We start from the raw sequence: 26,221 nt of genomic DNA on the forward strand, positions 1-26,221 counted from the left end.
CGCGATGCTTAGCTACCGCCGCGCGAGGTGAACCACCTGAGTTGGGAAACCAGCATAGGAAAGTGCTGATGCAGCGAGGCGACTTGCGTCTTCGTCAAAGGTGAAAAAGAAATCGCAACGGGAAGCTTCTTCAATGTGCATTGCATCTTTGAACTCAGCGGCAAACTTTTGAAGTTGGCGAGTACCAGAGAATTTGCCCTTTCGCTTGGTCAAGCCCAAAGTGAAAAGTAGAAAAGAGAAAACCGTCAACTCACCGCTAGCCAACGGTCTTTTCGTGGCAAAATGGAGAGGGTACTTTTCTTCAATTTCATCGCGGCTCTCCTCGTCGAGAGTTGAGAAAAGATGGGCGACTTTTTCTGTAGGATCCATGTCTCTCATCGGATCGCCATGTCTGGTAGCCTGGAACTGGGTCTCCACTATCAATCGGCTTTTCTCTGCATCGATCGAGGTAAGTTTTTCGCTCGAACCGGCAAGGGCGGCCTTGATTTTCTCCCGCACCGCAGAGCGGCTAATTTTATCTACATGATCCCCGACTAGCTGAGACAACAAATCAGAAACCTCGGACGCCGTGCCTTCCGCAATGTCGGAAATTGTCGCGTCCTTTTGCCCCCCTAGCAAATGCTGCATTGGTGCCAGCATCGCATATAACGCCTGATTTGCGGTTCTAAAGTCAGCGTGTTCGATGAACCGTCGCTCTATGTCACATTCATCTAGGGAGCAGATGTGATGGTATTCCCCATGAAGCACGCCTGGGTTTCGGATGAATAAGGCATCCAACCGTTGTAAGAGACGGGCGTAGTTGGCGCAATTATCCTGCATCTCTTCGAGGTGAACATCAGAAAACGCAACCCTATTGTCACCAGCCAAGAAGGAGTTGAGCAGCCAGTCAAAATCTGGCTCCAGCATCTTGCTGTAAACACAATTGTCCAAGTAATAAACAAGCTGCTGTTTCATCCGAAACCCATTTTGCGATCGAACACAACTTTGCCGAGCTGCCGCACCCACGGCAACCCCTGCACTTGGGAGTGAGCTAGGTACGCTGCAGACGTGCCTCACCCTCTGTGGCCTCTCAAACTCCCAGATACTGATCCGTCAGATCCGGGGTCAGGTCCTCCATGCGTCCGGTCCAGACGCTTTGGCCGCGGTTCAGGATCACCGCGTGATCGGCGATCTGGGCGAGTTCCTTCAGCGTCTTGTCCACCACCAGGATCGACAGACCCGCCTCACGCTTCAGCTGCGCAATCGCTGCCCAGATTTCCTGCCGCACCACGGGAGCCAGCCCCTCGGTCGCCTCATCCAGGATCAAAAGGCGCGGGTTGGTCATCAGGGCGCGGCCGATGGCCAGCATCTGCTGCTCGCCGCCCGACAGGGAACTTGCGGTCTGGTCGCGCCGTTCCTTGAGCCGCGGAAACAGCCCAGCGACACGCTCAAAATCCCAGGGGCCCGGACGGGCGGCGGCGGTCAGGTTTTCCTCCACCGTCAGCGGGCCGAAACAGCGGCGCCCCTCGGGTACCAGACCAATCCCCAGCCGCGCAATCTTGTGCGAGGGCAGCTGCCGCAGGTCGTGCCCGTCAAAGCGAACCTCACCCGCAGAGGGATGTACCATGCCGCAGATCGATTTGATGGTGGTGGTCTTGCCCATGCCATTGCGGCCCATCAGGGCGACGACCTCGCCTTCGGCCAGATCCAGCGAGACGCCGAACAGCGCCTGCGAGGGGCCGTAGGAGGCCTCGACTTTGTTCAGGGACAACAGGCTCATGCGGCGTCCTCCTCTCCGAGGTAAGCGCGGCGCACCTCGGGATTTGCGCGGATTTCATCGGCGGTGCCGGTGGCGATCACCGCGCCATAGACCAGCACGCTGATCCGGTCAGCAAGGGCAAAGACCGCATCCATATCGTGTTCCACCAGCAGGATCGGCGCCTCGTGACGCAGCTCATCCAGAAACCCGGTGAGGGTCTTGGAGCCACTGGCGCCAAGACCGGCCATGGGTTCATCCATCAGGAACAGTTTGGGATTGAGCGTCAGGGCCACCGCGACCTCCAGCTGACGGCGCTGGCCATGCGACAGATCCGCAGTGCGCCGCTGCGCCTCATCCTGCAGACCGACGCGCTCCAAGGCGCGGCGGGCAGGCTCCAACAAGGTCTTGTCCTTCATCACATTGCGGAAGAAGGAAAACACCCGGCCCTGCGCGCCAAGGGCGCCCAGCACCACGTTTTGCAGCACGGTGAACTCCATCGCGAGCGAGGAGATCTGGAACGTCCGCCCCAGTCCCAGCCGCGCCCGCGCCACGGTATCAAGATCGGTGACATCGCGGCCCAGAACCTCGATCCGGCCGGTGTCGGGGCGCAAACTGCCCGAGATCTGCTTGATCAGGGTGGATTTGCCCGCGCCATTGGGGCCGATCAGGGCGTGGATTTCACCGGGGCGCAGGTCGATGCTGACATTGTCGCTGGCCTTGAGCGCGCCAAAGCTTTTGCTGATGCCTTCGACCTTCAGCACCGGGTTTGTATGCGGATCAGTCATGGGCCACCTCACGTCCTGTCAGGGCGCCGATCAGGCCGCCGCGGGCAAACAGCACCATGAGGAGCAGCAATAGCCCGAGGAAGATCTGCCAGTATTCACTGATCCCGCCCAGAAGATGTTCCAGCAGGATATAAACGGCAGCGCCCACAACCGGGCCGAACAGCCGCCCCACCCCGCCGATGATGACAAAGACCATGATTTCACCGCTGGTGTGCCAGCTCAGCATGGTTGGGCTGACAAAACGGTTGAGATCAGCATAAAGCGCGCCGGCAAGACCGGTGATCGCGCCCGAGATGACAAAGGCCACAAGCCGCAGATGAAAGGGCGTCAGCCCCACGGTCATCACCCGTTCTTCGGTCTGGCGGGCAGCCGCCAGCGCCAGGCCAAAGGGCGAGCGCCCCAGCCGGGCAGAGAAAACCAGCACCAGGCAGAGGATGACATAGGCGATCATGAAGAACTGGATCGGATCCAGCGTGTTGAGGCCGGGAAATTCGTTGCGCACCCAGATCGACAACCCGTCCTCACCGCCATAGGCGGACCAGGAGATCGCGAAATAGTAAAGCATCTGACCAAAGGCCAGCGTGATCATGATGAAATAGACGCCCGAGGTGCGCAGCGACAGCGCCCCGATCACCAGCGCCACCAGCGCGCTGGCCACGGTGGCCACCAGCCAGATCACCGGCATCTGATTGGTGCCCTCGATCAGAAATGGCACCTGCATCAGCGGCTCATAGTTCTGGGCATGGGCGGCCAGAATGCCCATGGCATAGCCGCCGATCCCAAAGAACGCCGCATGGCCAAGGCTCACCAGCCCGCCGATGCCCAGCGCGATATTGAGGCCGACACCGGCCAGCGCCAGGATCGCGACCTTGGTGGCGAGGGTAATGATAAAGGGCTCGTCCATGGCATTGGCCCAGAGCGGCACCGCCAGCAGTGCCAGCGCCAGCGCCCAGTTGAACAGGTTTTCGCGGGTCATGCTCATGCGCTCCCCCCATAAAGTCCCGAGGGACGCACCAGCAGAACCGCCGCCATCAGGATGTAGATCAGCATCGATGCCAGCGAGGCCCCGACCGAGGCAGCACTTGCCGGTTCCAGGAACAGACCAAAGAATTGCGGCAGGAAGACCTTGCCCAGCGTATCCGTTAGCCCCACCAGCAGCGCGCCGACCAGCGCGCCCTTGATCGAGCCGATGCCACCGATGACAATCACCACAAAGGCGAGGATCAGAACCGGCTCTCCCATGCCGACCTGAACCGACTGGATGGCTCCGACCAGCGCGCCCGCAAGGCCCGCCAGCGCGGCGCCAAGGGCAAAGACCAGCGTATAAAGTCGGGAAATATCCACCCCCAGCGCCGCGATCATCTCGCGGTCGGCTTCACCGGCGCGGATCTGGATCCCAATGCGGGTGCGGGCGATCAGCCAGAACAGCAGCGCTGCCACCACCAGCCCGATGCCGATAATGGCAAGGCGGTAGGCCGGGTATTCGATGCCGCCCGGCAGGCTGAGCGGCCCGGCCAATGCGGCAGGCACATCCAGAAACAGCGGAAAGGAGCCGAAGATCCAGCGGGTGCCTTCGGAGAAAATCAGGATCAGCGCAAAGGTCGCCAGGACCTGATCAAGGTGATCCCGGTCATAAAGCCGCCGGATCACCGCGATCTCGACCACAGCCCCGGCCGCAGCCGCCGCAGCCAGGCTGGCCATCAGCGCCAGCAGGAAGGAACCGGTCAGCCCGGCCACTGCTGCCGCCGCAAAGGCCCCGACCATATAAAGCGCACCATGGGCGAGGTTGATCAGGCCCATGACGCCAAAGACCAGCGTCAGGCCCGCAGCCATGAGAAACAGCATGACCCCGAACTGCAATCCGTTCAGGATCTGCTCAAGAATGAGAACAATGGACATGGGAGATTTCCGTTCTGACGGGGGCACCAATGCGGCGCCCCCGCAGGGAGGATCAGATTACATCTTGCACTCGGCCGCGTAGGCGTCGGAATGATCTGTCAGACTGGTGCCGATGATCTTATTGGTGAAGATATCACCTTCCTTGATGACCTCGCGGACATAGATGTCCTGGATCGGGTGCTGGTTCGGACCAAAGCTGAACTTACCCCGCACCGATGCGAAATCGGCTTCTTTCAGGGCAGCGCGGAAGGCGTCTTTGTCCGACACGTCGGCCTTGTCCAGCGCGCTCAGGATCAGGTTGGCGGTGTCATAGCCCTGCGCCGCATAAAGCGACGGCAGGCGGCCGTATTTTTCCTGGAAACCAGAGACGAATTCGGCGTTGGCCGCATTGTCCAGATCCTTGTTCCACTGCGAGGTGTTCTTCACCCCCAGCGCCGCATCGCCCACGGCCTGCAGGATGCCCTGATCAAAGGAGAAGGCCGGGCCCACTACGGGCAGATCGATACCGCTGGCGGCGTATTGCTTGAGGAAGGAGATCCCCATTCCGCCAGGTAGGAAGAAGAAGACCGAGTCGGCGCCGCTGGCACGGACCTGCGCCAGTTCGGCAGCATAATCGGTCTGACCCAGCTTGGTGTAGATCTCACCCGCCAGTTCACCCTTGTAGAAGCGCTTGAACCCGTTGAGGGAATCCTTCCCGGCCGGATAGTTCGGCGCCATGATGAAGGTCTTCTTGAAATCGGCGCTGGTGGCGTAGGCACCGGCCGCTTCGTGCAGGTTGTCGTTCTGATAGGAGACCGAGAAATAGTTCGGGTTGCAGCCCTTGCCCGCCAGCTGCGCCGGCGCCGCATTGGTCGACAGGTAGAACAGCCCCTGCCCGGTCGCCGAGGGCACCACGGCCATGGCCAGGTTCGACCAGACGATACCGGTCAGGATATCCACCTTTTCGGACTGGATCATCTGATCGGCGATCTGGACTGCGGTTGCTGGTTTGCGCTGATCGTCCTCGATCACCACTTCGACGTCATCGCGCCCGGCGTTTTCCATCGCCAGCATGAACCCGTCGCGGGTATCCACGCCAAGGCTGGCGCCGCCGCCGGACAGGGTGGTGATCATGCCAATCTTGGTCTCGGCCTGCGCCGCGACGGCCAGAGCGGACACCGCTGTCGCCAGCGCCAGTGTTTTGATTGCTTTCATTTCCTATAGTCTCCCTATTGCAGTTATCGACCGGATCCGCGTTGGCCGCGGTTATTCCTGTGACCCCACTATTTCCGCTTCGCGCGGGTGGCGCCAGTCCTTGATCGCCTTTTCCCTCTGACGGGGACACCTTCTGCCGTTTGCCGTGCAGTGGTGGATTTCACATCCTGACGTCTCATCCGCCGCCCGGGGCAAGGCTGCCGCATCCGGCAGGCCCACCGCCTGGTGGCTGACCTCAAAACTCTAGGCGGCTTCTCTGTTTTGTTTCAAGATTAAAATATTAAACCCTAAAACATAATTTAGCATGGAGTCGGAAAGGGGTGCACGCAACGGTTGAAGGACCCGTGATTTACGCAGCAGCACAACGCGTTAGATCAGTCATAATAGCAAACTAAGCACCTGATATATAATAATTACCTAAGCCAACACCAGTCGCGCCCGCCTGTTCCAGAAAGGCTTCTGCCACGATATACGCACCGCTCATTTCACGGTCAGATGACATCTTCACCAGATCCATTCCGCGCCTCATCTGAGGCATATCTAACGACCTCGGCACAACCTAAAGGCCTTGTGCCGCCAGCTCGCCGCCAAGACGTTCGGGCAGGATCACACCCTAAGTGACCGATGCTGCCGTCAGACGAATCGGATCCGTTTGGGCAGCTCTTGGCTTCTCCAACACGCCCCCAACGCAATCCCCCTTCGCCCCCTAGTCCCTGCTCAGATCCCGAGCAGGCGCCCCGGGCCCTTGCACTGTTTCGGCGCCCGCGCCAACTGCGCCATATGCCAGGCAAGCACCTGATTGCTGCTCAGCACCGGCCTGCCTAGACGCGCCTCAAGATCGTCTATGATATCGAGCGTGCGCAGGTTGGTGCAGGACAGGAACACCGCATCGGCGTCCCCGGCCACGGAAAGGGCCGCCGCGTGGATCGAGGCCGGGTCGATCCGCGCCACCCGCGCCTCCACTTCTTCCCCGAACGACACGGTGCCGCTGACATCATATCCCCGCGCCGCAAAAGCCTGTCGGACCGGGGCACTGACGCTTTCCACATAAGGCGACACCAGGGCCAGCGACCGGACGTCCAACGCCGCAAGCGCTGCCAGAGCCGCGGTCAGAGGATCGGTGACATGGGTCGAGGCAGCGCCCTGCCGTACCAGATCCGCGACCCGGTCCGCACCGATCAAGGTCGTCCCGGAGGTACAGCCATAGCCGATCACGTCGAATTCCGCCGCCGGGGGCAACAGCGCGGCAGCCGCAGGCAGCGTCTCTTTCATGGTGGCAATGGTATCCGGAGTCAGCTCATCGCCGCTGGGAATACGGCTGACATGATGGGCGACCTCGCCTCCCGGCAGCAGGCGGCGCATGTCCTGCTCCAGCGTCTCATCCACCTGCAGCACGATATGGCCAAAGGTTGCGCGGCTGCCGATCGGGCCAGTCAGCTCATAGGGAAAAGTCTGCATGATCTACTCCAGAACCGGCAGCTCTGCCGGTGCGCGGGTGGACAAAAGCTCGGGGCCGCTGTCGCGCAGGACGATGTTTTCCTCGTGCACCAGAATGCGGCCCGGGGCGATCTCGGCGCCCGGTTCGAGCGTCAGCACCATCCCGGCGCGCAGCACCGTCTGATCCTTGGGCGTAAACGAGGACCATTCGGTCAGCGTCACCCCCAGTCCATGGCCAAGCCGCCCACCGCCGGGCGTGGCGCCATGGGCACGCAGCCCCTCGCAGAGAATCCGGTGCGCATCCGCGGCAGTCATGCCGGGGCGCAGCTGCTCCAGCGCCAGATCCGTGGCCGCATAAAGCGCTGCATGCGCCTGAGCGGTCTCAGGCGCGACCAGACCGATGGCGTAGTTGCGGTCGAAATCGCAGAAATAGCCATCGCGCACCGCACCGGTGTCCAGCATCAGCACATCGCCTGCCGCCAGCGGCTGCGGCGTCGCCGGAGAGATCACATCACCGTAGCCCCCCGGCCCGGCACCCCCAGCCGTGTAGCTGACCCAATCGGCGCCCTCTTCCAGCAGCACCCGCTGGAAATCACGGAACACCGCATCAAGCGGCCTGCCGGGGCCTGCGAACTCCGGCACCCGGGCAAAACTGCGATCCGCCACCGCGCAGGCGGCGCGGATCTTGGCCACCTCGGCCTCAGACTTTATCTCGCGCACCCGCTGCACCACATCCGTGGCATCCACCATGCGGCGCGGCGCCAGGCGCGCGGTCAGCGCCATGTAATCGCCAAGCGCCATGCGCAATTGCGTCTCCAGCCCCATCGGCGTGCCGATGGCCCCGGTTTCCGGCACCAGATCGCCAAGGGTCGCCGCCAGCAGGCTGACGCCATCATCCTTCGGATCCGGCGCATCCCAACAGCGGATGTCGGAAATCCAGCTTTGCCGCATCAGATCCACGCCAATGGCGGGAATCACCGCAACCGGGTCACCTTTGGCCGGGACCACCACAAACCAGGGGCGCGCCGGGCTTTCCCAGAACCGCGTCAGGAACCCAGTGACATAGAAGATATCCGCCGCCGCAGTCAGCAGAAGCGCCTCCATGCCCGCTGCCGCCATGCCCGCCTGCAGGGCATCGCGCCGCCGCAGGAACTCACCCCGGTCAAAGCCGCGGGCGGGCTCAGCCATCTTCCGGCCCTTCGCTGAGGATGGCCAGCACCCGCGCATCGGGTCCCAGATCCTTCACACGCCCCGCCAAAAGCGCTGCCAGACCGGCGCCGCCCGATGGCGTCGTTGCATAGCCATATTCGGCAAGGGTCCGGACCCCTGCGGCAGCTTCTTCCTCGGATATGGTGGCGAAGACATCGGCATCGCGCGCCAGCCCGTTCAGCGCCACCATCGACGGGGTCTTGCAATCGAGCCGCCCCATGGAGGACACCGGCCCCTGCGTGTCCTGCAATTCGCCGCTGCGAATACTCTCGATCAGCGCGGGCGCCGCGTCCGGTTCGACCACGATGATCTGTGGCGCATTCCCCCAGACCTGCCGCGCATAGGCGGCCACCGCAGCCGCCAGCCCGCCGACACCCGCCTGCAGGAAGATATGCGTCGGCACCCCGTCGATCTGGGCGACAGCCTCGGCGGCCAATTGCAGATAGCCCTCCATCACCGCGATAGCCGGGGCGCTGTAGCCGGGCCATGAGCTGTCGGAGAGCAGCGTCCAACCGTTCTCTTCGGCATCCGCCGCAGCAGCGGCCATGCTGGCCTCGTAATTATCACCGGCGCGTACCACCCGGGCGCCCTTGTCGCGCAGCCGCTGGGCAAAGGCCTCGGGCACCGCCCGCGACAGGTAGATCACCGCCTCGGCCCCGAAAAGCCGCGCCCCAGCCGCAACGGACAGCCCGTGATTGCCGGCGCTTGCCGTGGCATAGGTTTGTCCGTGCAGGGCCGTTTCCCAGACCTGAGAGGCGCCGATCTTGTCCTTCAATGCATCGGCCGCTGCGCTGGCAATGCAGTAGGCCGCGCCCAGCGCCTTAAAACTGCCAAGGCCCATGCGGGCGCGCTCGTCCTTGATCCAGATCCTGGCCACCCCGGCCTTTTTCGCCAGCTCATCCGCCTCGATCAGCGGTGTGATCGCATGACGCGGACATAGTGTCAGCAGCTTGGCCACCGCATCGGCGGCAACGCTGGGATAAAGCTGAGGCTCAGTTCCCGCAACCGGCAACGCGCCGCCCCGCCACATGTTATCGAGTGTCTTGCTCAACGCCCCATCCATGGATCGACCTCCTCTTCTTTTTGTTGTTCGATTTTTGCCCAACCTAATCTGCACCGCCATCGGTTTCTCGGAAATTTCGCCGCCCTGCAGGCCGATTTTCTGATGACTTTTCACATTTGATGCAGAATACCGGACAATGGCAGCACTCCGGCTGTGCAAGTCACGGAAAAACGGACAAACTTGCAGCCCTAAGGAGGCGTGACATGGACAGATTCGACCAGCTCATCCTTGCCGCGATCCAGGACAACAACCGGCTGACCGCCGAGGCCCTGTCGCATATCGCCGGGCTTTCCCCCGATGCCTGCCGCAAGCGGCTGACCCGGCTGCGCGCGCAGGGCTATGTCGATGCCGATATCGCGATGCTCAATCCTGAAAAACTGGGCCGAGGGCTGATGCTGATCGTCGAGGTCACCCTGCACAGCGAGCGCGCCGAGGATATCGATCGCTTCCGCCGCCGCATGGTCGAGGCGCCCGAGGTCATGCAGTGCTATTATGTGACCGGCAATGCCGATTTCATCGTCATCCTGACCGCCCGCGACATGCCCGATTTCGAAGCCTTCACCCGGCGGCATTTCTTTGACGAAGAAAATATCACCCGGTTCCGTACCTCCGTGGTGATGAACCGGGTGAAAACAGGCTTCTCGCTGCCGATCCTGCCGGACGCGGACACAGAGGGCGACGGCGCCTAGCCCTCGTGGCCGCCGATCTGCCGCTCCATCAACCGCTGGTAAAGGCGCGGCGCCAAGCTGTTCACCCACCAGGCCAGCCGCGCCACCCGTCCCACCGGGATCATCGGCTGCCGTCGGCCAAGCCCGCGCAGGATCTCCTCGGCAGCAGCCTCGGGCGTCATGTAATCCATCCCATCTGCGGCCGATCCCGGCCGCGCGATGCCGTCGATCTGACGCTGGTCGTTGCCGATATTGGTGGCCACGAAAGACGGCGCCGCGATCAGCACATCGACACCATAGGGCCGCTCTTCCGAGCGCAGGGATTTGAAGAACCCCTCCAGCGCGTGTTTTGACGCCGCATAAGAGGTACGATGATAAAGCGGCGCAAACCCCGCCACCGAAGACACCGCGATATGCGTCCCCGATGCCCGCCGGACCGCCGCCAGAAAATGCCCGGCCATGGCGACGGCGGCAAAATAGTTGATGTCGAACACCCGCCGGTGACTGGCCTCGTCGATGGTATCAAAGCCCCCGATCTGGGTGATACCGGCGTTGTAGATGACCAAATCAATCACCGGATACTGCTGCTGGATTTGCTCGGCCTTGCTGCGCAACTGGGTCGCATCGGTCAGATCGCAGCGGATCGGGATCTGGGTCTCGCTACTGTCCAGCCCCGAGATATCCAGATCCAGCAGGATCACCCGCCAGCCCCGCGCCTGCAGCGCCGTGGACAAGGCCCGGCCAAGCCCACCGGCGCCGCCCGAAATGACTGCTGTTTTCTTCTTCGTCATAGGCCTGCCTGCTGCCTCCACAGATCGAACACCTCGGCGCTGGTCAGCTCGGGCGTATAGCCGAAGTCCCGTTTCAGGGCGCTGTTGTCCAGCACCGGCCGATATTGCAGGAACCGCACCTGTTCCGGCCCATATTGGCTGAGACCAAGAGGTTTCGCGAGCGCCAGCGCCGCCCTCAGCACCCAGGCCGGCAGGCGCAGAACCGGTTTACCCAGCGCCTGCGCCAGATCGGTGACGCCCATGGCACCATCCCCGGCGACGTTGAAGACTCCCTCTGGCCCATCGGTTGCCGCGCGGGCCAGAATGCGGGCCAGATCGCGGGTCCAGATAAAGACAAAGGGGCTTTCGCTGCCCATCACCGCCAGCAGGCGCGGACGGCGGAACAGGGCGGTGATCTGGTTTTCCGTGCCCGCCCCCAGCACCGTGCCGACGCGCAGGATCACCTGCTGCAGCTGCGGCGCCGAACGGCGGTATTCGGCCAGCATTTCCTCGACCTGACGCTTGTGGTCGGAATAGGCGAACTCCGGATTGCCGCGCAGGCTGTCGTTCTCGCGCAGCGGCTGCGGGTTGTCCGCGTGATAGCCATAGGCCGCGCCAGAGGAGGTCACGACGATACGTTCCACCCCATGCGCCACGGCGGCCTCTAGCACCTTGCGCGTGCCCGCGACATCAACGGCATAAGCGAAATCGCGGCTGCTGCCCTTTGGCGGGGTCACGATGGAGGCCAGATGCACAATCACGTCGGGCTTATATTCGCCGGTGACCCGGGCGGGATCATCGGTTGTGACATCCATGCGGCAGAACTCTCCGCCCTTGGGCAGATCCGCAGGCGGCGCCAGATCCGAGGCGATCACCCGGCAGGCGGGCAGCTCCCACAGCAGGGCACGGCCCACCATGCCAGCAGCGCCGGTGATCAGAACGGTTTTGGTCTTTGCATCCTCGATCATCGCGCCGCCTCCGTCCGGGACATCAGAGCGGCCAGTGCCAACCCCGATATGGCATGCCAGATCCCCCAGAAGGCTGCCGCGACGGCCATGCCGCCCAAGCCCCCGAAGAAGGCAAAGATCAGCACCAGACCGAGACCCGAGTTCTGGATGCCAGTCTCTATCGTCACCGCACGCCGGTCATAAGGCGACAGCCGCGCCAGCGTCGCGGTGATCCAGCCCCCGCCAAGCGCCACCGTATTGTGCAGGATCACCAGCCCGGCGACCGCGCCTGCGAATTGCAGGAAGAAGCCCCAGTTGGCCGCCAGCGCCAGCACGATAAAGGCAACGAAGATCCCCATCGACAGCCATTGCAGGGGCCGCCGGATGCGTGCCGTCAGATCGGGCGCCCGCATATTCAGCTGCACCCCCAGCACAAGGGGCAGGAACAGCATCAGCCCGACGGTGATGGCGATCTGCACCGGGTCGATCTCTGTCTGCTGCAGGATCGCCCGCGTTGGCGGATAAAGCCCACCCCAGAGTCCGATATTGAGCGGCGTCAGCAGGATCGCCCCCACGGTGGCAAACCCCGTCATCGACACCGACAGGGCAGAGTTGCCGCCCGCGCGATGGGTGATGAAGTTGGAGATATTACCGCCCGGACAGGCCGCCACCAGAATGAGCCCGAGCGCAATCGAGGGACGCGGCGCAGTCAGCCAGACCAGCGCAAAGGTCAGCACCGGCAGCACGATGAACTGCGACAGCAGCCCGACGATCAGCGGCTTGGGCGCCCGTCGCAGCTGGTGAAAATCTGAAGGCTTCAGATCGATGGCGATGGAGAACATCACCACCGCGAGGATCCCATTCAGAAGCGTCAGAGAGGCGGGGCTGAAATTCAGCGTGATCTCATCAATCCCGCTCATGCGCCCGCCCCGGAGAGCCGCTTGATCCAGCCCGTGACCGCCTTGCGATAGGTCGCCTTGTCCACGTAGTAGGCCATCCGCGCCAGTTTCAGATAGGCCATACCGCCGGTTGCGCGTTCAAATCCCGCGGCCTTTTCCGCCTTCAGGGCCTTGGCCCCGGCATTGCCGGTCTCAAGCCCCTTGATATAGCGCGCGACCATCTCGGCCTGCTCGTGCCGTCCCTGCCAGCCAAGGCCGCTGGCCTCGACCATGCCGAGGACGAACAGATCGTCGCGACCAGGGTGCATCGCGTTGAGATACAGGTGCGGCGCATCGCCCTGCCAGTTCAGCAACTCCTTATCGATAAAGGGATAGTGCAGCTTGTAGCCCGTCGCAGCGAGGATCATGTCATACTCGCTGCTGCTGCCATCGGTGAAATGCACCACCTTGCCGTCGATCCGCTCGATATCAGGCCGGATCTTCAGATCGCCATGGCCCGCATGGTAGAGTACCAGCGAATTCACCACAGGATGGCTTTCGTAAAGCTGGTAATCGGGTTTCGGAAACCCGTACTTCTGCGGATCACCCACGAACCATTTCAGGATCAGGCCATCTATACGCCGCTTCAGCCACATCGGCAGCTGGATCAGCCCGCCCATGGTGTCTGCCGGTTTGCCAAAGACGTATTTCGGTACGAAGTAGTAGCCGCGCCGCATCGACAGATCGCAGCTGTTGCCATGGTGGATCGCATCCACCGCGATGTCGCAGCCCGAATTGCCCGCGCCCACCACCAGCACGCGCTTGCCGCCGAACTGCTCGGCCTTGCGGTATTGGCTGGAATGGATCAGCTCGCCCGTGAAGTCGCCTGGGAATGTCGGCATGTTCGGCTCGGACAGGGTGCCATTGGCGATCAGCACACCGGCAAATTCGGCGCTGTGCTCGCCCTCCTGATCGCGCCAGGTGACGCGCCAGCCCTCGCCCGGACCGCCCAATGGTTCGGTCTTCAGGACCTCGGCGTTGAAGCGATACCGCTCCCGCAGGCCGAAATGCTCTGCAAAATCGTGAAAATAGTTTTTCAGCTCCCGATGCGAGGGGTATTCGGCCACCTCGTCCTTCATCGGAAAATCCGCAAATTCCGTCATCCGCTTGGATGAGATCAAATGGGCGCTTTCGTACATCGTGGAGTTCGGTCCCTCGATGTCCCACAAACCGCCCACATCCGAATGCAATTCAAACCCCTGAAAGGGAATGCCCTGTTCGACCAATACCTTGGCCATGGCCAGCCCCATCGGCCCGGCGCCGATGAGGGCATACTGCCCGCGCGTTTCCGTCATAATTCCTCCCTGTCCTCCGAGATTAGATTGAACAAACGTTCAAAATAAGGCAAGATATTTTCACCAACGGGAGTTTTTCGTGGAAAAACAACGCAAACGCGCCCCTTCGGCGCGGTCACTGCAGACCAAGGCGCGGATCCTGGACGCCGCCGAAGCGCTTTTTGCCGAGCGCGGATTCGAAGGCGCCTCGCTGCGCGATATCGCAGCGCTGGCCGGAGTACAGGTCGGGCTGGTGCACCATCACGGTGGCGGCAAGGAAGAGCTGTTTCACCAGACCGTCACCCGCCGTGCCGATGAACTGGCCGACGTGCGTCTGGCAGGGCTGGAACGCCTCAGGGCCGAGGATGCCCTGTCGCTGCGCGGCCTGTTGGATGTCTTCATGCGGGCCTATGTGACGCTGGCACGCACCGGCGGCCCCCATTGGCAGCACTATGGCCGCTTGGTGGCGCATGTGTCCGCCGATCCGCGTTGGCGGCCGCTGGCGGCGCAGTGTTTCGACCCCACGGCCAACCGGTTCATCGAGGAGATTCTGGCGCTTTATCCGCAGGCTGAACGTCAGGCCGCCGCCACCGGTCAGGTTTATTCCGTGGCTGCGATGCTCGCCTTTCTCAACACCGGCTGGCGGATCGAGGCGCTGAGCCCCGGCGCCGCCGAAGCGCAGGTCGACCAGCTGATCGCCTTTTGCACCGCAGGAATGGAGGCGATCCTGACAGCGGACCCCGGCCAGTCCCAAGGCTGATAGGCAGAGCTAGAGCGACCGCCCCAGGCTGATGGTCGGGCTCAACTGCACGCAAACGGGCGGCGTTGGCTGATCCGCCTCCCGCGTCTCAAGCACGATGCGCGCAGCGCGCTCACCGATCTCGCGGCGGCAGGCATCAGTGGTGGCCAGTTCCTGCGGCAGCCCCTGCAGGATCTGCAGGTTATTGAACCCCGCCAGCGCCACGTCGCCGGGCACCGACAGCCCCTCGGCCTGGCAATGCATCAGACCGCCGACGCTCATCACGTCGCTGGAATAATAGATACACTCCAGTTCCGGCGTGCGCTCCAGCATCTGCGCGGTCAGCTGACGCCCGGTCTGGATCGAGCTTTCTCCGGCATAATGTTCCCGGTCCATCAGCGTGACACCCTGCTCTGCCAATCCTTCGACAAAGCCGTCAAAACGCTTACGGGCGCGGAAATCCTGCGGCATCTTCGTGCCGATAAAGCCGATCTGCCGATAACCCTGCGACAGGATCTGCGCCGCCATGTCGCGTCCCGCCTGCAGATGGGAAATGCCGACGCAGTGGCGCACCGGGGTGCCATCCACATCCATCACCTCCACCACCGGGCAATCCGCCTGCTCGAGCATGCGCCGGGTGGCCTCAGTGTGCTCCAGCCCCGCCACGATCAGCCCCGAGGGACGCCAGCTCAGCATTTCGCGAATCACGGCCTCTTCTTCATCGAGTTCATAGCCCGATACGCCAACCACCGGTTTCAGCTGCGTTTCCTTCAGCACGTGGGAAATCCCCGACAGCACCTCGGGAAAGACAAAACTGTTCAGAGACGGCACCACCACCGCAACCAGATTGACCGATTGCGAGGACAGCGATCCGGCGATGCGATTGGGCACATAGCCATGGGCACGGGCGATTTCCTCGACCCGCGCGCGGGTTGCCTTGGACACATCCGTGGTCCCGCGCAACGCACGAGAGGCGGTCATTTCACTGACCCCGGCCAGACGGGCGACGTCCTTGAGCAGCAGCTTCTTTGTCATGCGCGCATGGTCCAGCACTTCGCGCCCAGCCGCAAGAGGCAGCGGGCCGGGATTGGCCGATGTTTTCAGGCAGGGTTGATTTACTTGATCGTTATCGATAACGAATACACAAATGTTAGCGCCACCGCTATCGATACCGCAACCAAGGGGCGATTCTGAACACGCCCACTGCACGGAGACAGATGCCATGACCCTCAAGATCGCAATCAACGGATTTGGCCGCATCGGCCGTGGCGTCCTGCGCGCCCTGCTGGAACGCGGCGACACCGACATCGACGTGGTGGCGATCAACGATCTGGCACCCGCCGAAACCCTGCTGCATCTGCTGAAATACGATTCCGTGCATGGTCGCCTGCGCGCACCTGTCTCTCTCGCGGACGGAGTCCTGCGAGTGGGTCGCCACACCATCCGGCTCAGCGCCGAGCGCAATCCGGCGGATCTGCCTTGGGAAGGCGTCGACATCGCCTATGAATGCACCGGCCTGTTCACCAGCCGCGATGCGGCGGCGGCGCATTTGGGCAATGGTTCGAAACGCGTCCTGATCTCCGCCCCCGGCAAGGAGGTCGACCGCACCGTAGTCTATGGCGTCAACCACATGGATCTGACCGCGGACGATCTGGTGGTCTCCAACGCCTCCTGCACCACCAACTGCCTGGCGCCAGTGGCGCAGGTGCTGGATCAGGCTTTTGGAATCAAGACCGGCTACATGACCACCATTCACGCCTATACCGGCGACCAGCCGACCCACGACAGCCCGCACAAGGACCCCTATCGCGCCCGCGCCGCGGCCCTGTCGATGATCCCGACCTCCACCGGCGCCGCCCGCGCCATCGCAGAGGTGCTGCCGCATCTGAAAGGACGGCTGGAAGGCTCCGCCATCCGGGTGCCGACACCGAATGTCTCGGTTGTCGATCTCAGCTTTGTGCCCGAACGCGCCGCCACGGTCGAAGAGGTCAATGACGCCGTGCGCGCGGCCTCGGAGAACGGGCTGGCGGGCATTCTGGCCTATGAAGAGGATCCGATGGTCTCGGTCGATTTCAACCACGACCCGCATTCCTCCTGTTTTGCCGCTGCGCAGACCGCTGTCACCAGCGAAGGGCTGGTGCGGGTGGTTAGTTGGTATGACAACGAATGGGGCTTTTCCAACCGCATGCTGGACACCGGCCGCCACATGGGCCGCCTGATGAAGCCAGAAGAGATGGCGCTCGCCAGCTGAGCGCATAAGACCAAGCAATCACTGACCCACGCGGCAGATCATGGCGGGTGGGATTGCACGGGGGCCGCACGCAGCGGCCCCTTTTTCGTGCCGTATAGACCGCAGATCACCCAGCCTTGCGGGCCTCGTCGGCGGCGCCTGTGATCGTGGCCAGCGCCGCCTCCACGCTGACCGCGTCATGGATCAGCGGGTGGCTCAGCCCATGGGTGGCAAAGACGCGCCGGATATCCAGCCCCGCCCCTGTCAGCCACAGGGCGACGCCTTGCTTTTCAGCCTTATGCGCCAGTCCTTCGATCATATTGGCGCCGGTTGAATCCAGAAACGGCACCGCCGAGAAATCAACGATCAGCGCCTTGTGGCTATCCTGAATGCGGTCCAGCACCGACCCGATCGAGGCGGTGGCACCAAAGAACAGTGCCCCGGTGATGCGGTAGACCACGACATCCGGGTTCGCCGCCTGCTCTTCGTGGTATTCGCCGCGCCCATCCGCGCTATCGGCCTCGTCCCGCCCGACCAATGGCGTATGCCGCGACACCGCCGTTGCCCGGCTCATCCGCTGGATGAACAGCACCGACCCCAGGGCAAGACCGACAACGATGGCCTCGGTCAGATCGCGGAAAATGGTCAGGAAGAAGGTCGCGACCAGAACCGTCGCCTCGCCCCAGCCCGAGCGTAGCAGGATGGCGATGGCGGGCCGCTCGATCATGTTCCACGCCACCACGGCCAACACCCCGGCCAGCCCCGCCAGCGGAATGTAGGAGGCCAGCGGCGCCGCGATCAGCATGAACAGCAGCAGGAAGACCGCGTGCAACATCCCAGCGATGGGACCGTGCGCCCCGGCGCGCACGTTGGTCGCAGTGCGGGCAATGGTGCCGGTGACGCAAAAGCCACCAAACAGAGAGGAACCTATATTGGCCGCCCCCTGCGCGACCAGCTCGCAATTGGAGCGGTGACGGCGCCCGGTCATGCCATCGGCCACCACTGCCGACAGCAGCGATTCAATGGCCCCCAGCAGGGTAAAGGACACCGCAGAGGGCAGCACTGCCAGAATGTGAGCTAGCGATAGATCCGGCAGGCGCGGCGCAGGCAACGAGGCGGGAATGCCGCCGAATTTGGTGCCGATGGTCTGCACCGGCAGTGCCAGAAATGCCGTGGCCGTCGCCGCCAGCGCCACTGCGATCAGCATGCCGGGCCAATGCGGCCGCCAGCTTTTGAGGCCAAGGATCACCGCAACGGTTACAATCGACAGGCCCAGCGCCGCCGGGGTGATGCTGCCCCTCACCTCCCAAAGCGCCGGGAGTTTTTCCAGCAGCTCTCCCGGTTCATGAGGCAAGGTCAGCCCGAACAGCTCTTTGATCTGGCTGGCAAAGATGATCACCGCGATCCCCGCCGTGAAGCCCACAGTGACCGGAAAGGGAATGAACTTGATAAAGGTGCCCAGCCGCAGGAACCCCACCGCCAGCAACATCAACCCCGACAGGAAGGTCGCCAGCACCAGCCCCTCGATCCCGTGCTGCGCCACCGTTGCGGCGACCAGAACGATAAAGGCACCCGCCGGGCCGCCGATCTGGAACCGCGATCCGCCCAGCAGCGAGACCAGAAATCCGCCGACAATCGCCGTATAAAGCCCCTGCGCCGGGGTCGCCCCCGAGGCGATGGCGATGGCCATCGACAGGGGCAGCGCCACGATGGCGACCGTCAGCCCGGCAATGGCATCGCCGCGCAGCCGCGCCAGACCGTAGCCTTCGCGCAGCACGGTAATCAGTTTCGGGGTAAACAGCTCTGCAAAGCTTGGCGCTTCATGCGCACTGCTGGTCTGGTCTTTCATCTGGGCCGCACCTTTGGTTGGTGTGCGGCGGGATCGTCGGCATAACGTCGGCGGTCGCCGTCGCGGATTTGGATCTTAAGGGGTCTGGGGTGGAGATTTCAGGCGCACACCGCGCCCGCCAGCCGTGCTGGGCACGCCTTCGGCGATCAGCTCGATACCCGCCTGTTCCAGCGCAGTGACCACCTTGGTCAGGCTGTCGACAACGCCCCGGACGTTGCCCGCGCTGGCCTCCATACGCTGGATCGTCGGCACCGAAAGCCCGGCGCGTTCCGCGAGGGTTTTCTGATCAATACCAAGAAGGGCACGCGCCGCGCGCATCTGGGGGCCGGTAATCATGAAGCATACCTGAAATTACAATATGGGGAATCAATATAGGTATAGTGATATATGAAATATCAAAATCAAAGTCCAGAGGTGTACCTTCACAACAATATGCGTCGCCCTGACTGGTACACGCAAAAAGGGCCACGCGATGCGCGGCCCTTGCCTCAATCCGCCCAACCGGGCGGAGATATCTGATCTGCCCGTCTAGATCCGGAACACCGGTTGCAGCAGACGCGGGATGAAGGAACGGAACCGCAGCGCCGCGTCAGTGGCAGCCAGGCAGATACAGGCTGCGCCCTCTTCGGCCACCGGGGTATGCTCCAGATCGCTGTCTGCAATCTCCACATCGCCAACGCCAAAACGCCCCGTTTCATCGTGGAACGCGCCCTGCAGCACCAGCGTCAGCTCCAGCCCGTTGTGACCATGGTCCGGCACCGCCTGCCCCGAGGGGATATATAGCAATCGCACGCTGCCGCCCTTGCCATGAGACAAGATCGACTGGCGCACCCCCATGCCGAGCGGTTTCCACTTCGGGGGCAGCCCGCCCAGCGCCTCCATCACCGGTCCGGGAAACACACCCGAGCGGTGATAGGCCGGGGGCGCGGGCTCAACAGGGTCATCCAGCGCATCCAGAAGCCGCGCCTTCAGATCCGCCGACACAGCCACTCCGGCCTCGGTGCCACAGGCATTTTCAAGCATGGCGCCGCCAACCGCCTCATGCGCACCCAGACGGGCGCGGCACTCGTCGCACATAGAGATATGCGCCGCCAGCACCAGCGAGAAAGCCTGTTCCAGGCTCCCCGAGGCATAGGCGATCAGCAGCTCATCAGGGATATGATGGGTGATGCTGCTCATGAGGTTTCAGTTCCCTTCAATTCGTGCCGCAACCGTTCCAGTCCAAGCCGGATGCGGGATTTTATCGTGCCAAGCGGCAGCCCCGTTTCAGCGCGGATGTCCGAATGGCTCAGCTCCCCGAGGTAAGCCTTTTCCACCATCTCGCGTTGTGCGGGTTTCAGCCGCTTCAAGGCCTCCCTCAGGCGCGACGTCTCTTGCTCCAGGGCAACGATCTGCGCCGCGTCTTCCTGCACCTCTTCGGGTTGCTTCAGCTCTTCGGGTACGGGGCGGCGTTCCTTTCGGATCACATCGATCTGACGATTTCGCGCGATTTGGTAAATCCAGGACGACACCTGCGCCCGCTGAGGGTCGAACAGGTGTGCCTTGCGCCAGACCGTCAGCATCACGTCCTGCACGATGTCCTCGGCCTGACCCTGTGAAATGCCCGAGCGGCAGATCACCCCTTTGAGCCGCGGCGCAAAGTGGTCGAACAGCAAGCCAAAGGCGGCCCGGTCCCGCTGGTCCCGCACCGCAAGCATCCAGAGGGTCTGCTCAGAAAAGCTGTTGGTATCCACTTGTTTCCTTTCCCGCGCATCGGCGGTCACCTCACCTACCGTAACCGGTAGCTCGGGCGCATCAAGAGCGGGATCTGCATCAAGTTCCAACATGCCAGTGTTACGTGGCGCCGCTGCGACTGGATCAAAAGCCACCAGAATTTTTTCTGCGCGAACGCATCGCTTCGATTTCATCCCAAGAAGGCGAAAACTTTTGATCCGGCCAGGGAATGGCGGCGTACTCCCTGAAAAGAAACGGAGAACACATGTCATTTGATGTCCCACCCCTACGTCGCCAGCGCATTGCTATTGTTGGCGGTGGCATTTCTGGTCTCGCCGCCGCCTATCGTTTGGCACCCGGCCATGACGTGACCCTGTTCGAAGCCGCGCCGCGCCTTGGCGGACACGCGCGCACCGTCCAGGCGGGGATGCATGGGACCCAGCCGGTCGATACCGGCTTTATCGTGTTCAACTTTGTCAATTATCCGCATCTGACCGCGATGTTCCGCGATCTGGATGTGCCCATCATCAAAAGCGATATGACATTTGGCGCCAGCATTGACGACGGCGCCGTCGAATACGGGCTGAAAAGCCTCACATCCCTGTTCGGCCAGCGCCGCAACGTGGCCCGCCCGGCCTTTCACGGCATGGTGCGCGACATCCTGCGCTTTAACGCCCGCGCGGTCGAAACCGCCCGCAGTGACGATGTCACCATCGGTCAGCTGATGGACGAGCTGCGCCTTGGCGACTGGTTCCAGCGCTATTACCTGATGCCGATCTGCGGCGCGATCTGGTCCACCCCGATGGAGGAAATCCGCGGCTTTCCGGCCCGGTCGCTGGTGCAGTTCTTCCGCAATCACGCCTTGCTCAGCGCCACGGGGCAGCACCAGTGGTGGACGGTAAAGGGTGGCAGCATCGAATACGTCCGCAGGCTGGAGGCGCATCTGAAGGCCAATGGCTGCGCCCTGCGCCCCGGCACGCCGGTGCAGGCGGTGGACCGCACAGAGGCAGGCGTCACCATCCGCTTGCCCTATGGCGAAACGCAGGAGTTCGATCAGGTCATCATGGCCTGCCATTCCGACGATGCGTTGCGGCTGCTGTCCTCTCCCACCGCGCAGGAAGAGATGATCCTCGGCAATATGCGTTATCAGGATAACGAGGTGATCCTGCACCGCGACGCCGGGCAGATGCCGAAACGGCGGGCCTGCTGGTCCTCCTGGGTCTACAAGGCGTCGGCGCAGGACAGCCGCCCGGCGATCGGCGTGACCTACTGGATGAACCGGCTACAGAACATTCCAGAGAGTGATCCGCTGTTCATCTCGCTGAACCCAGTCAGTCCGGTGCGTGACGAGACGATCTATGACACCAACACCTTCCGCCATCCGGTGTTCGATCAGGCCGCCATCCGCGCCCAGAAACAGATCCACGACATCCAGGGCGACAACAACACCTGGTTCGCGGGCGCATATCTGCGCCACGGGTTCCACGAGGACGGATTTGCCAGCGCGGTGCGCGTCGCCCGCGGCATCGACGCCCGCAGCCTGGCGCAGGTGCTGGCATGAGCGACAGCCCCGCTCCCCTCTGGCCCGACCATATCGCGGGCCACACCAGCCACGCGCGCCGCGGCGGCATCCGCAATGCCTTCCGCTATGGTGTCGATTACGTGCTGATCGACCCGCTGTCAGAGGCGCGGCCAGGGCTGTTCTCGCGCAATGGTTTCAACCTGTCCTCGGTCAATGACCGCAACCATGGCGGCGCGCCGGGCGCCGGGCGCGGCCTACCTTGGGCGCAAGAGGTCTTTGCCGGGGCCGGTCTGGAGCTGGACGGCCTTCAGATTCTGCTGCTGACGCAACCGGGATTCCTGTGGTACACTTTCAACCCAGTCAGCTTCTGGCTGGCGATGGAGGGTGACACGCTGCGGGCGGTGATTGCCGAGGTCTCCAACACCTTTGGCGACCGTCACAGCTACCTGTGCCATCTTGACGGGTTTGCGCCGATTACGGCCGGTGACGAAATCACCGCCAGCAAGATCTTTCACGTCTCGCCCTTCCAGCAGATCGCGGGGGACTACCGGTTCCACTACGATATCCGCCCGGACCGGATCGCCATCCGCATTGCGCTGGAACATGGCGCTGAAGGCGTGATTGCCACCCTGACCGGGCGGCGGCGACAGCTCAGCAACAGCTCGATCCTTCGGGCGGCCCTGCGGCGGCCCTTTGGCGCGTTCCGCACCATCGCCCTGATCCATTGGCAGGCCCTGAAACTGAAACTCAAAGGGGCGCCGTACAGATCACGCCCCCTCCCCCCAAAGCAGGAGGTCAGCTGATGCTTTTCATTACCAACCGCGTAAAACGCGATTTTCTCGACAGCTGCGCCCAGATCCGCAAGGGCAGCCTGCGCCTGACCACCCCGGAAGGCGAAGTGCATGATTTCGGCAACGGCGCTCCGGCGGCAGACATGGTGCTGTTCGACTGGGCCGCCGTCACCGCCATGGCCGCGCGCGGCGATATCGGGCTGGGCGAAACCTACATCGAAGGCATGTGGGAGACCTCCAGCATCGAAACCCTGATCCAGGTGGCGATCCTGAACCTCGATTATTTTGGCGATTTTGCCTACCCGAGCTTCTGGAGCGGGCTGAAGTTCCGCGCCGTCGACAAGATCCTGCGCGCCAATTCGATCCGTGGTTCGGCCCGCAACATCAAGGCGCATTACGACGTCGGGAACGAGTTCTACCAACTTTGGCTCGATAGCGGCATGACCTATTCCTCGGCGCTGTTTGCCCCCGGCGACAATGATCTGGAGCGCGCCCAGAACCGCAAATACGACCGGGTGCTGAACCGGCTGACACGGGGGGAGCGGGTGCTGGAAATCGGCTGCGGCTGGGGCGGTTTCGCCGAACGCGCCGCCGATGCCGGGCGCGATGTCACCGGGCTGACCATCTCGCCCAGCCAGCACGGCTATGCCGACGCGCGGTTGGACGGGCGCGCCTCGATCGAGCTGTGCGATTACCGCAAATCCACCGGCACCTACGACAATATCGTCTCGATCGAGATGATCGAGGCCGTGGGTGAACGCTACTGGCCCAGCTATTTCCAGACCGTCAAGGCACGTCTGGCAGAGGGCGGCAAGGCAGTCATTCAGGCGATCACCGTGCAGGACAGTTATTTCGACATCTACCGCAACTCCTCGGATTATATCCGCCAGTACACCTTTCCGGGTGGCATGCTGCTGTCGGATGCGGTGATTGCCCACCAGGCGCGGCAGGCCGGGCTGCAGGTGACGAACTCCTTCGCCTTTGGGCAGGATTATGCCCGTACCTGCCGGACATGGGCCGAGCAGCTGGCGAAACGGGCGCCCCGGATCATGGAGCTGGGCTATGACGCGGCCTTCCTGCGCAACTGGCGCTATTATCTGGAGATCTGCGCCGGCTCCTTTGCCGTGGGCCAGACCGATGTAGTGCAGGTTGAGCTGACCCATGCCTGAGCACCGGTTCCCGCCTCTGGCCGCCGCGCTGTTGATCGCGGCGCTGCTGCTGCCGGGCGCGGCAGCGGCAAACCTGCGCGGCTTTGGCCTGTCGCAGCCGGTTGAGCTGGGCACCGTCATGGTGCGCTGGCTGGGTCTGCCGATCTACCGCGCCAGCCTGCACACAGAGGGGGAGTCCCGGTTTGGCTGGCGCCAGCCGCTGGCCCTGCAGATCGAATATTTCCGCAGCATCTCGCAGGACGATCTGACCAAATCCACCCGCGTCGAGATCCAGCGGATCGAAGGGCCGCGCGCGGATCAGGCCGCGATGATGCAAAAACTTGCCAGCTGTTTCCGCGATGTGGCGCGCGGTGATATCTTTACGGCTGTATCAACCCAGCCAGACAGTCTGGTTCTGCATCTCAACGGGCAGCAGACCTGCGCCATCCGTCACCCAGACCTGCGCAAACGCTTCCTTGGCATCTGGCTTTCGGACAACAGCCGCTCGGCGCGGCTGTCGGCGCGGCTGCGAGGCGATTGATGCACGCAGCCCGGATCAGTCTTTTTGCACTCATGCTGGCGGCAGCGGGCTTGCCGCTCTATATCCATTTGCCGCGCTATGCCTCGGCAGAGCTGGGGATGAGCCTTGCCACCCTTGGCGCCATTCTGGCGGTGATCCGGGTGGTGGATTTCGTGCAGGATCCAGCGCTTGGTTGGCTGATTGACCGGTATGAGCATGCGCGCGGCGCCTTTGCCGCCCTCGCCTGCCTTGGCATGGCAGCGGGGTTCCTGATGCTCTACACCCTGATACCCGCCGAGGGCGGGCTGGTCTGGCTCATCGCCGCACTGGTTCTGTTGTTCAGCGCCTACAGCCTGGGGACCATCCTGTTTTATGGCCACAGCACCAGCCTGGCGGGATCGCCTGAGGCACTGATCCGGCTGGCAGGCTGGCGCGAGGGCGGCACGCTCGCCGGGATCATCCTCGCTGCGCTGGCGCCATCGCTGTTGCAGCAGGCAGGGGCCAATGGTGGCGGCTATGCCGCCTTTGGTATCCTGCTGGCCCTGATCTGCGTTGGCGTCTGGGCATTGACCCGCCCGCTGTGGCAGATTCCCAGCAGCCCCGAGGCGCCGGTCACTTGGGCCGCCCTGCGCCGCGCCGGGGGCCTGCGCCTTCTGGTGCTTGCCCTGGTCAACAGCCTGCCTGTGGCGATGACTTCGACCCTGTTTCTGTTCTTTGTCGATGAGAAACTTGCGCTGCCGGACCTCCCCGGACCGTTCCTGATCCTGTTCTTTCTGGCGGCGGGCCTGTCGGTGCCAATCTGGACCCGGGCCAGCGCTGCCTATGGCGCCCGACAGGTACTGGTTCCGGCAATGGCGCTGGCCATCCTGTCGTTCAGCGGGGCAGCACTCCTGCCCGCAGGCGCGGCTTGGGCTTTTGCTGCGATCTGCATCGGATCGGGGGCCGCCCTTGGCGCGGATATGGTGATCCTGCCGGTGTTGTTCTCGACGGCGCTGGCGCGGGCCGGGCTACGCGGCGGGCAGGCCTTTGGCCTTTGGACATTCGCCGCCAAACTGTCCCTAGCCGCCGCGGCAGTGATCCTGCTACCCGCGCTGCAACTTAGCGGATTTGAACCCGGCGGCCCCAATGATGCCAGCGCCCTGATGGCGCTGACCCTGGCCTATGCCGTTTTGCCCTGTCTTATCAAACTGCTGGCGATCGCCCTGGTGATGCGCCTGCCGCGAGAGGTCTCCTTGTCATGAAACTGGTTCTCCTGCTTCTTGTTGCCGTGCTTGTGCTCGCCCTCTGGCGGCCCGGATTTGGCTTTCGCGCCCAGCGGCTGGCGCATTACGCAGACACCGGCCCCGCCTTTGACATTCAGGAGCGCCTTTCCGGCACACTGATCTCCGAAGGCATGATCTACGGGCCGCGCGGGCGCGTTGTGTCGCGCTTCGTTGCGCGGATGAACGGGGAATGGGACGGCGTCACCGGCACGCTGAGCGAGGATTTCGCCTATGCCAATGGCAGCACCCAGGCGCGCAAATGGTATCTGACCATGGGCGAGGACGGGCATTTCACCGCCACCGCCGACGATATCATCGGCGAGGGCAAGGGCCAGCAGATGGGCGCCACCGTGCGGCTCACCTATCGCATCCGTCTACCCGAAGATGCCGGAGGCCACGTGCTGGACGTCACCGACTGGATGTACCTGATGGACAACGGCACCATTCTGAACCGCTCGGAAATGCGCAAGTTCGGCATCAAGGTCGCCGAGCTGATCGCCATCATGCGCCCGGCGGAAGGCTGAG

At 63.0% G+C, this 26,221-nt stretch carries 28 protein-coding genes; 9 read left to right on the forward strand and 19 right to left on the reverse strand.

The window, feature by feature from the left end:
• Nucleotides 1-12: 12 nt before the first annotated feature.
• The 10 genes from SM764_RS01035 to SM764_RS01080 all read right to left on the reverse strand — a co-directional run bounded on the left by SM764_RS01035 (nucleotide 13) and on the right by SM764_RS01080 (nucleotide 9,325).
• The gene (locus SM764_RS01035; RefSeq protein WP_369000795.1) at nucleotides 13-954 is read right to left on the reverse strand and encodes a hypothetical protein; all 942 of its coding nucleotides are present in this window, start codon (nucleotides 952-954) and stop codon (nucleotides 13-15) included.
• Nucleotides 955-1,069: 115 nt separating this feature from the next.
• A complete protein-coding gene (locus SM764_RS01040) occupies nucleotides 1,070-1,759 on the reverse strand; it encodes an ABC transporter ATP-binding protein (protein WP_274866996.1) in 690 nt (229 codons plus the stop codon).
• Nucleotides 1,756-2,523, reverse strand: coding sequence for an ABC transporter ATP-binding protein (locus SM764_RS01045; RefSeq protein WP_369000796.1), 768 nt, complete (start codon nucleotides 2,521-2,523; stop codon nucleotides 1,756-1,758). The genes SM764_RS01040 and SM764_RS01045 overlap by 4 nt, the downstream gene beginning before the upstream one ends.
• On the reverse strand, nucleotides 2,516-3,499 hold the full coding sequence (locus tag SM764_RS01050; RefSeq protein ID WP_274831744.1) for a branched-chain amino acid ABC transporter permease: 984 nt from the start codon (nucleotides 3,497-3,499) through the stop codon (nucleotides 2,516-2,518). The genes SM764_RS01045 and SM764_RS01050 overlap by 8 nt, the downstream gene beginning before the upstream one ends.
• A 2-nt stretch (nucleotides 3,500-3,501) precedes the next feature.
• Nucleotides 3,502-4,422, reverse strand: coding sequence for a branched-chain amino acid ABC transporter permease (locus SM764_RS01055; RefSeq protein ID WP_347508690.1), 921 nt, complete (start codon nucleotides 4,420-4,422; stop codon nucleotides 3,502-3,504).
• Nucleotides 4,423-4,479: 57 nt separating this feature from the next.
• Nucleotides 4,480-5,616 carry an ABC transporter substrate-binding protein gene (locus tag SM764_RS01060; RefSeq protein ID WP_065272620.1) on the reverse strand — a complete coding sequence of 379 codons (1,137 nt, stop codon included), beginning with the start codon at nucleotides 5,614-5,616 and terminating at the stop codon, nucleotides 4,480-4,482.
• A 391-nt stretch (nucleotides 5,617-6,007) separates the two neighbouring features.
• Nucleotides 6,008-6,133 carry a hypothetical protein gene (locus SM764_RS01065; RefSeq protein WP_369000797.1) on the reverse strand — a complete coding sequence of 42 codons (126 nt, stop codon included), beginning with the start codon at nucleotides 6,131-6,133 and terminating at the stop codon, nucleotides 6,008-6,010.
• Nucleotides 6,134-6,333: 200 nt separating this feature from the next.
• The gene (locus tag SM764_RS01070) at nucleotides 6,334-7,074 is read right to left on the reverse strand and encodes a maleate cis-trans isomerase family protein (RefSeq protein ID WP_369000798.1); all 741 of its coding nucleotides are present in this window, start codon (nucleotides 7,072-7,074) and stop codon (nucleotides 6,334-6,336) included.
• 3 nt (nucleotides 7,075-7,077) lie between these two features.
• Nucleotides 7,078-8,241, reverse strand: a complete 1,164-nt coding sequence (locus SM764_RS01075) for a M24 family metallopeptidase (RefSeq protein WP_369000799.1) — start codon at nucleotides 8,239-8,241, stop codon at nucleotides 7,078-7,080.
• A complete protein-coding gene (locus SM764_RS01080) occupies nucleotides 8,234-9,325 on the reverse strand; it encodes a pyridoxal-phosphate dependent enzyme (RefSeq protein ID WP_368947223.1) in 1,092 nt (363 codons plus the stop codon). Before SM764_RS01080 ends, SM764_RS01075 begins: the two co-directional genes overlap by 8 nt.
• Before the next feature lie 203 nt (nucleotides 9,326-9,528).
• Here SM764_RS01080 and SM764_RS01085 point away from each other — a divergent pair, with 203 nt between their 5' ends.
• On the forward strand, nucleotides 9,529-10,014 hold the full coding sequence (locus SM764_RS01085; RefSeq protein ID WP_274827682.1) for an Lrp/AsnC family transcriptional regulator: 486 nt from the start codon (nucleotides 9,529-9,531) through the stop codon (nucleotides 10,012-10,014).
• Here SM764_RS01085 and SM764_RS01090 read toward each other — a convergent pair.
• The 4 genes from SM764_RS01090 to SM764_RS01105 are packed head-to-tail and all read right to left on the reverse strand — an operon-like array spanning nucleotide 10,011 to nucleotide 13,943.
• Entirely contained in the window at nucleotides 10,011-10,784 is a 774-nt protein-coding gene (locus SM764_RS01090) for an SDR family NAD(P)-dependent oxidoreductase (RefSeq protein ID WP_369000800.1), read from the reverse strand. The two genes, SM764_RS01085 and SM764_RS01090, sit on opposite strands and share 4 nt — an antisense overlap.
• Entirely contained in the window at nucleotides 10,781-11,731 is a 951-nt protein-coding gene (locus SM764_RS01095) for an SDR family oxidoreductase (protein ID WP_369000801.1), read from the reverse strand. The genes SM764_RS01090 and SM764_RS01095 overlap by 4 nt, the downstream gene beginning before the upstream one ends.
• Complete coding sequence (locus SM764_RS01100) at nucleotides 11,728-12,630, reverse strand: bile acid:sodium symporter family protein (RefSeq protein WP_369000802.1); 903 nt, start codon at nucleotides 12,628-12,630, stop codon at nucleotides 11,728-11,730. The genes SM764_RS01095 and SM764_RS01100 overlap by 4 nt, the downstream gene beginning before the upstream one ends.
• Nucleotides 12,627-13,943: a flavin-containing monooxygenase gene (locus SM764_RS01105; protein WP_369000804.1), complete on the reverse strand. Its 1,317-nt coding sequence runs from the start codon at nucleotides 13,941-13,943 to the stop codon at nucleotides 12,627-12,629. Before SM764_RS01105 ends, SM764_RS01100 begins: the two co-directional genes overlap by 4 nt.
• A gap of 79 nt (nucleotides 13,944-14,022) precedes the next feature.
• On the opposite strand from SM764_RS01105, the gene SM764_RS01110 reads away from it, so the two are divergent.
• Entirely contained in the window at nucleotides 14,023-14,682 is a 660-nt protein-coding gene (locus SM764_RS01110) for a TetR/AcrR family transcriptional regulator (protein WP_368947229.1), read from the forward strand.
• Between the two features lie 9 nt (nucleotides 14,683-14,691).
• On the opposite strand, the gene SM764_RS01115 is transcribed toward SM764_RS01110, so the two are convergent.
• The gene (locus SM764_RS01115) at nucleotides 14,692-15,696 is read right to left on the reverse strand and encodes a LacI family DNA-binding transcriptional regulator (RefSeq protein ID WP_065272610.1); all 1,005 of its coding nucleotides are present in this window, start codon (nucleotides 15,694-15,696) and stop codon (nucleotides 14,692-14,694) included.
• A 187-nt stretch (nucleotides 15,697-15,883) separates the two neighbouring features.
• On the opposite strand from SM764_RS01115, the gene gap reads away from it, so the two are divergent.
• Entirely contained in the window at nucleotides 15,884-16,912 is a 1,029-nt protein-coding gene (gene gap, locus SM764_RS01120; RefSeq protein WP_369000805.1) for a type I glyceraldehyde-3-phosphate dehydrogenase, read from the forward strand.
• Between the two features lie 106 nt (nucleotides 16,913-17,018).
• Here the strand turns inward: gap and SM764_RS01125 are convergent, their stop codons facing one another.
• The 4 genes from SM764_RS01125 to SM764_RS01140 form a co-directional block, all read right to left on the reverse strand.
• Complete coding sequence (locus tag SM764_RS01125; RefSeq protein ID WP_368947231.1) at nucleotides 17,019-18,740, reverse strand: SulP family inorganic anion transporter; 1,722 nt, start codon at nucleotides 18,738-18,740, stop codon at nucleotides 17,019-17,021.
• Nucleotides 18,741-18,815: 75 nt separating this feature from the next.
• Complete coding sequence (locus tag SM764_RS01130; protein WP_274831365.1) at nucleotides 18,816-19,076, reverse strand: helix-turn-helix domain-containing protein; 261 nt, start codon at nucleotides 19,074-19,076, stop codon at nucleotides 18,816-18,818.
• A gap of 192 nt (nucleotides 19,077-19,268) precedes the next feature.
• Nucleotides 19,269-19,919 carry a ChrR family anti-sigma-E factor gene (locus SM764_RS01135; protein WP_274827672.1) on the reverse strand — a complete coding sequence of 217 codons (651 nt, stop codon included), beginning with the start codon at nucleotides 19,917-19,919 and terminating at the stop codon, nucleotides 19,269-19,271.
• The gene (locus tag SM764_RS01140) at nucleotides 19,916-20,566 is read right to left on the reverse strand and encodes a sigma-70 family RNA polymerase sigma factor (protein ID WP_065272605.1); all 651 of its coding nucleotides are present in this window, start codon (nucleotides 20,564-20,566) and stop codon (nucleotides 19,916-19,918) included. The genes SM764_RS01135 and SM764_RS01140 overlap by 4 nt, the downstream gene beginning before the upstream one ends.
• 152 nt (nucleotides 20,567-20,718) lie before the next feature.
• Here SM764_RS01140 and SM764_RS01145 point away from each other — a divergent pair, with 152 nt between their 5' ends.
• Genes SM764_RS01145 through SM764_RS01170 form a run of 6 tightly spaced genes read left to right on the forward strand, consistent with a single transcriptional unit; the run spans nucleotide 20,719 to nucleotide 26,220 of the window.
• Nucleotides 20,719-22,014, forward strand: a complete 1,296-nt coding sequence (locus tag SM764_RS01145; RefSeq protein ID WP_369000806.1) for an NAD(P)/FAD-dependent oxidoreductase — start codon at nucleotides 20,719-20,721, stop codon at nucleotides 22,012-22,014.
• A complete protein-coding gene (locus SM764_RS01150) occupies nucleotides 22,011-22,778 on the forward strand; it encodes a DUF1365 domain-containing protein (RefSeq protein WP_369000807.1) in 768 nt (255 codons plus the stop codon). Before SM764_RS01145 ends, SM764_RS01150 begins: the two co-directional genes overlap by 4 nt.
• Entirely contained in the window at nucleotides 22,778-23,935 is a 1,158-nt protein-coding gene (locus tag SM764_RS01155) for a class I SAM-dependent methyltransferase (protein WP_369000808.1), read from the forward strand. Before SM764_RS01150 ends, SM764_RS01155 begins: the two co-directional genes overlap by 1 nt.
• Nucleotides 23,928-24,455, forward strand: coding sequence for a chalcone isomerase family protein (locus SM764_RS01160; protein WP_369000809.1), 528 nt, complete (start codon nucleotides 23,928-23,930; stop codon nucleotides 24,453-24,455). The genes SM764_RS01155 and SM764_RS01160 overlap by 8 nt, the downstream gene beginning before the upstream one ends.
• On the forward strand, nucleotides 24,455-25,675 hold the full coding sequence (locus SM764_RS01165; RefSeq protein ID WP_369000810.1) for an MFS transporter: 1,221 nt from the start codon (nucleotides 24,455-24,457) through the stop codon (nucleotides 25,673-25,675). Before SM764_RS01160 ends, SM764_RS01165 begins: the two co-directional genes overlap by 1 nt.
• Nucleotides 25,672-26,220, forward strand: a complete 549-nt coding sequence (locus tag SM764_RS01170) for a DUF3833 domain-containing protein (protein ID WP_369000811.1) — start codon at nucleotides 25,672-25,674, stop codon at nucleotides 26,218-26,220. The genes SM764_RS01165 and SM764_RS01170 overlap by 4 nt, the downstream gene beginning before the upstream one ends.
• Nucleotide 26,221: the final 1 nt, after the last annotated feature.

Origin of the sequence: Pseudophaeobacter sp. 1A16562, from assembly GCF_041008785.1 — a bacterium.
GTDB lineage: Bacteria > Pseudomonadota > Alphaproteobacteria > Rhodobacterales > Rhodobacteraceae > Phycobacter > Phycobacter gallaeciensis_A.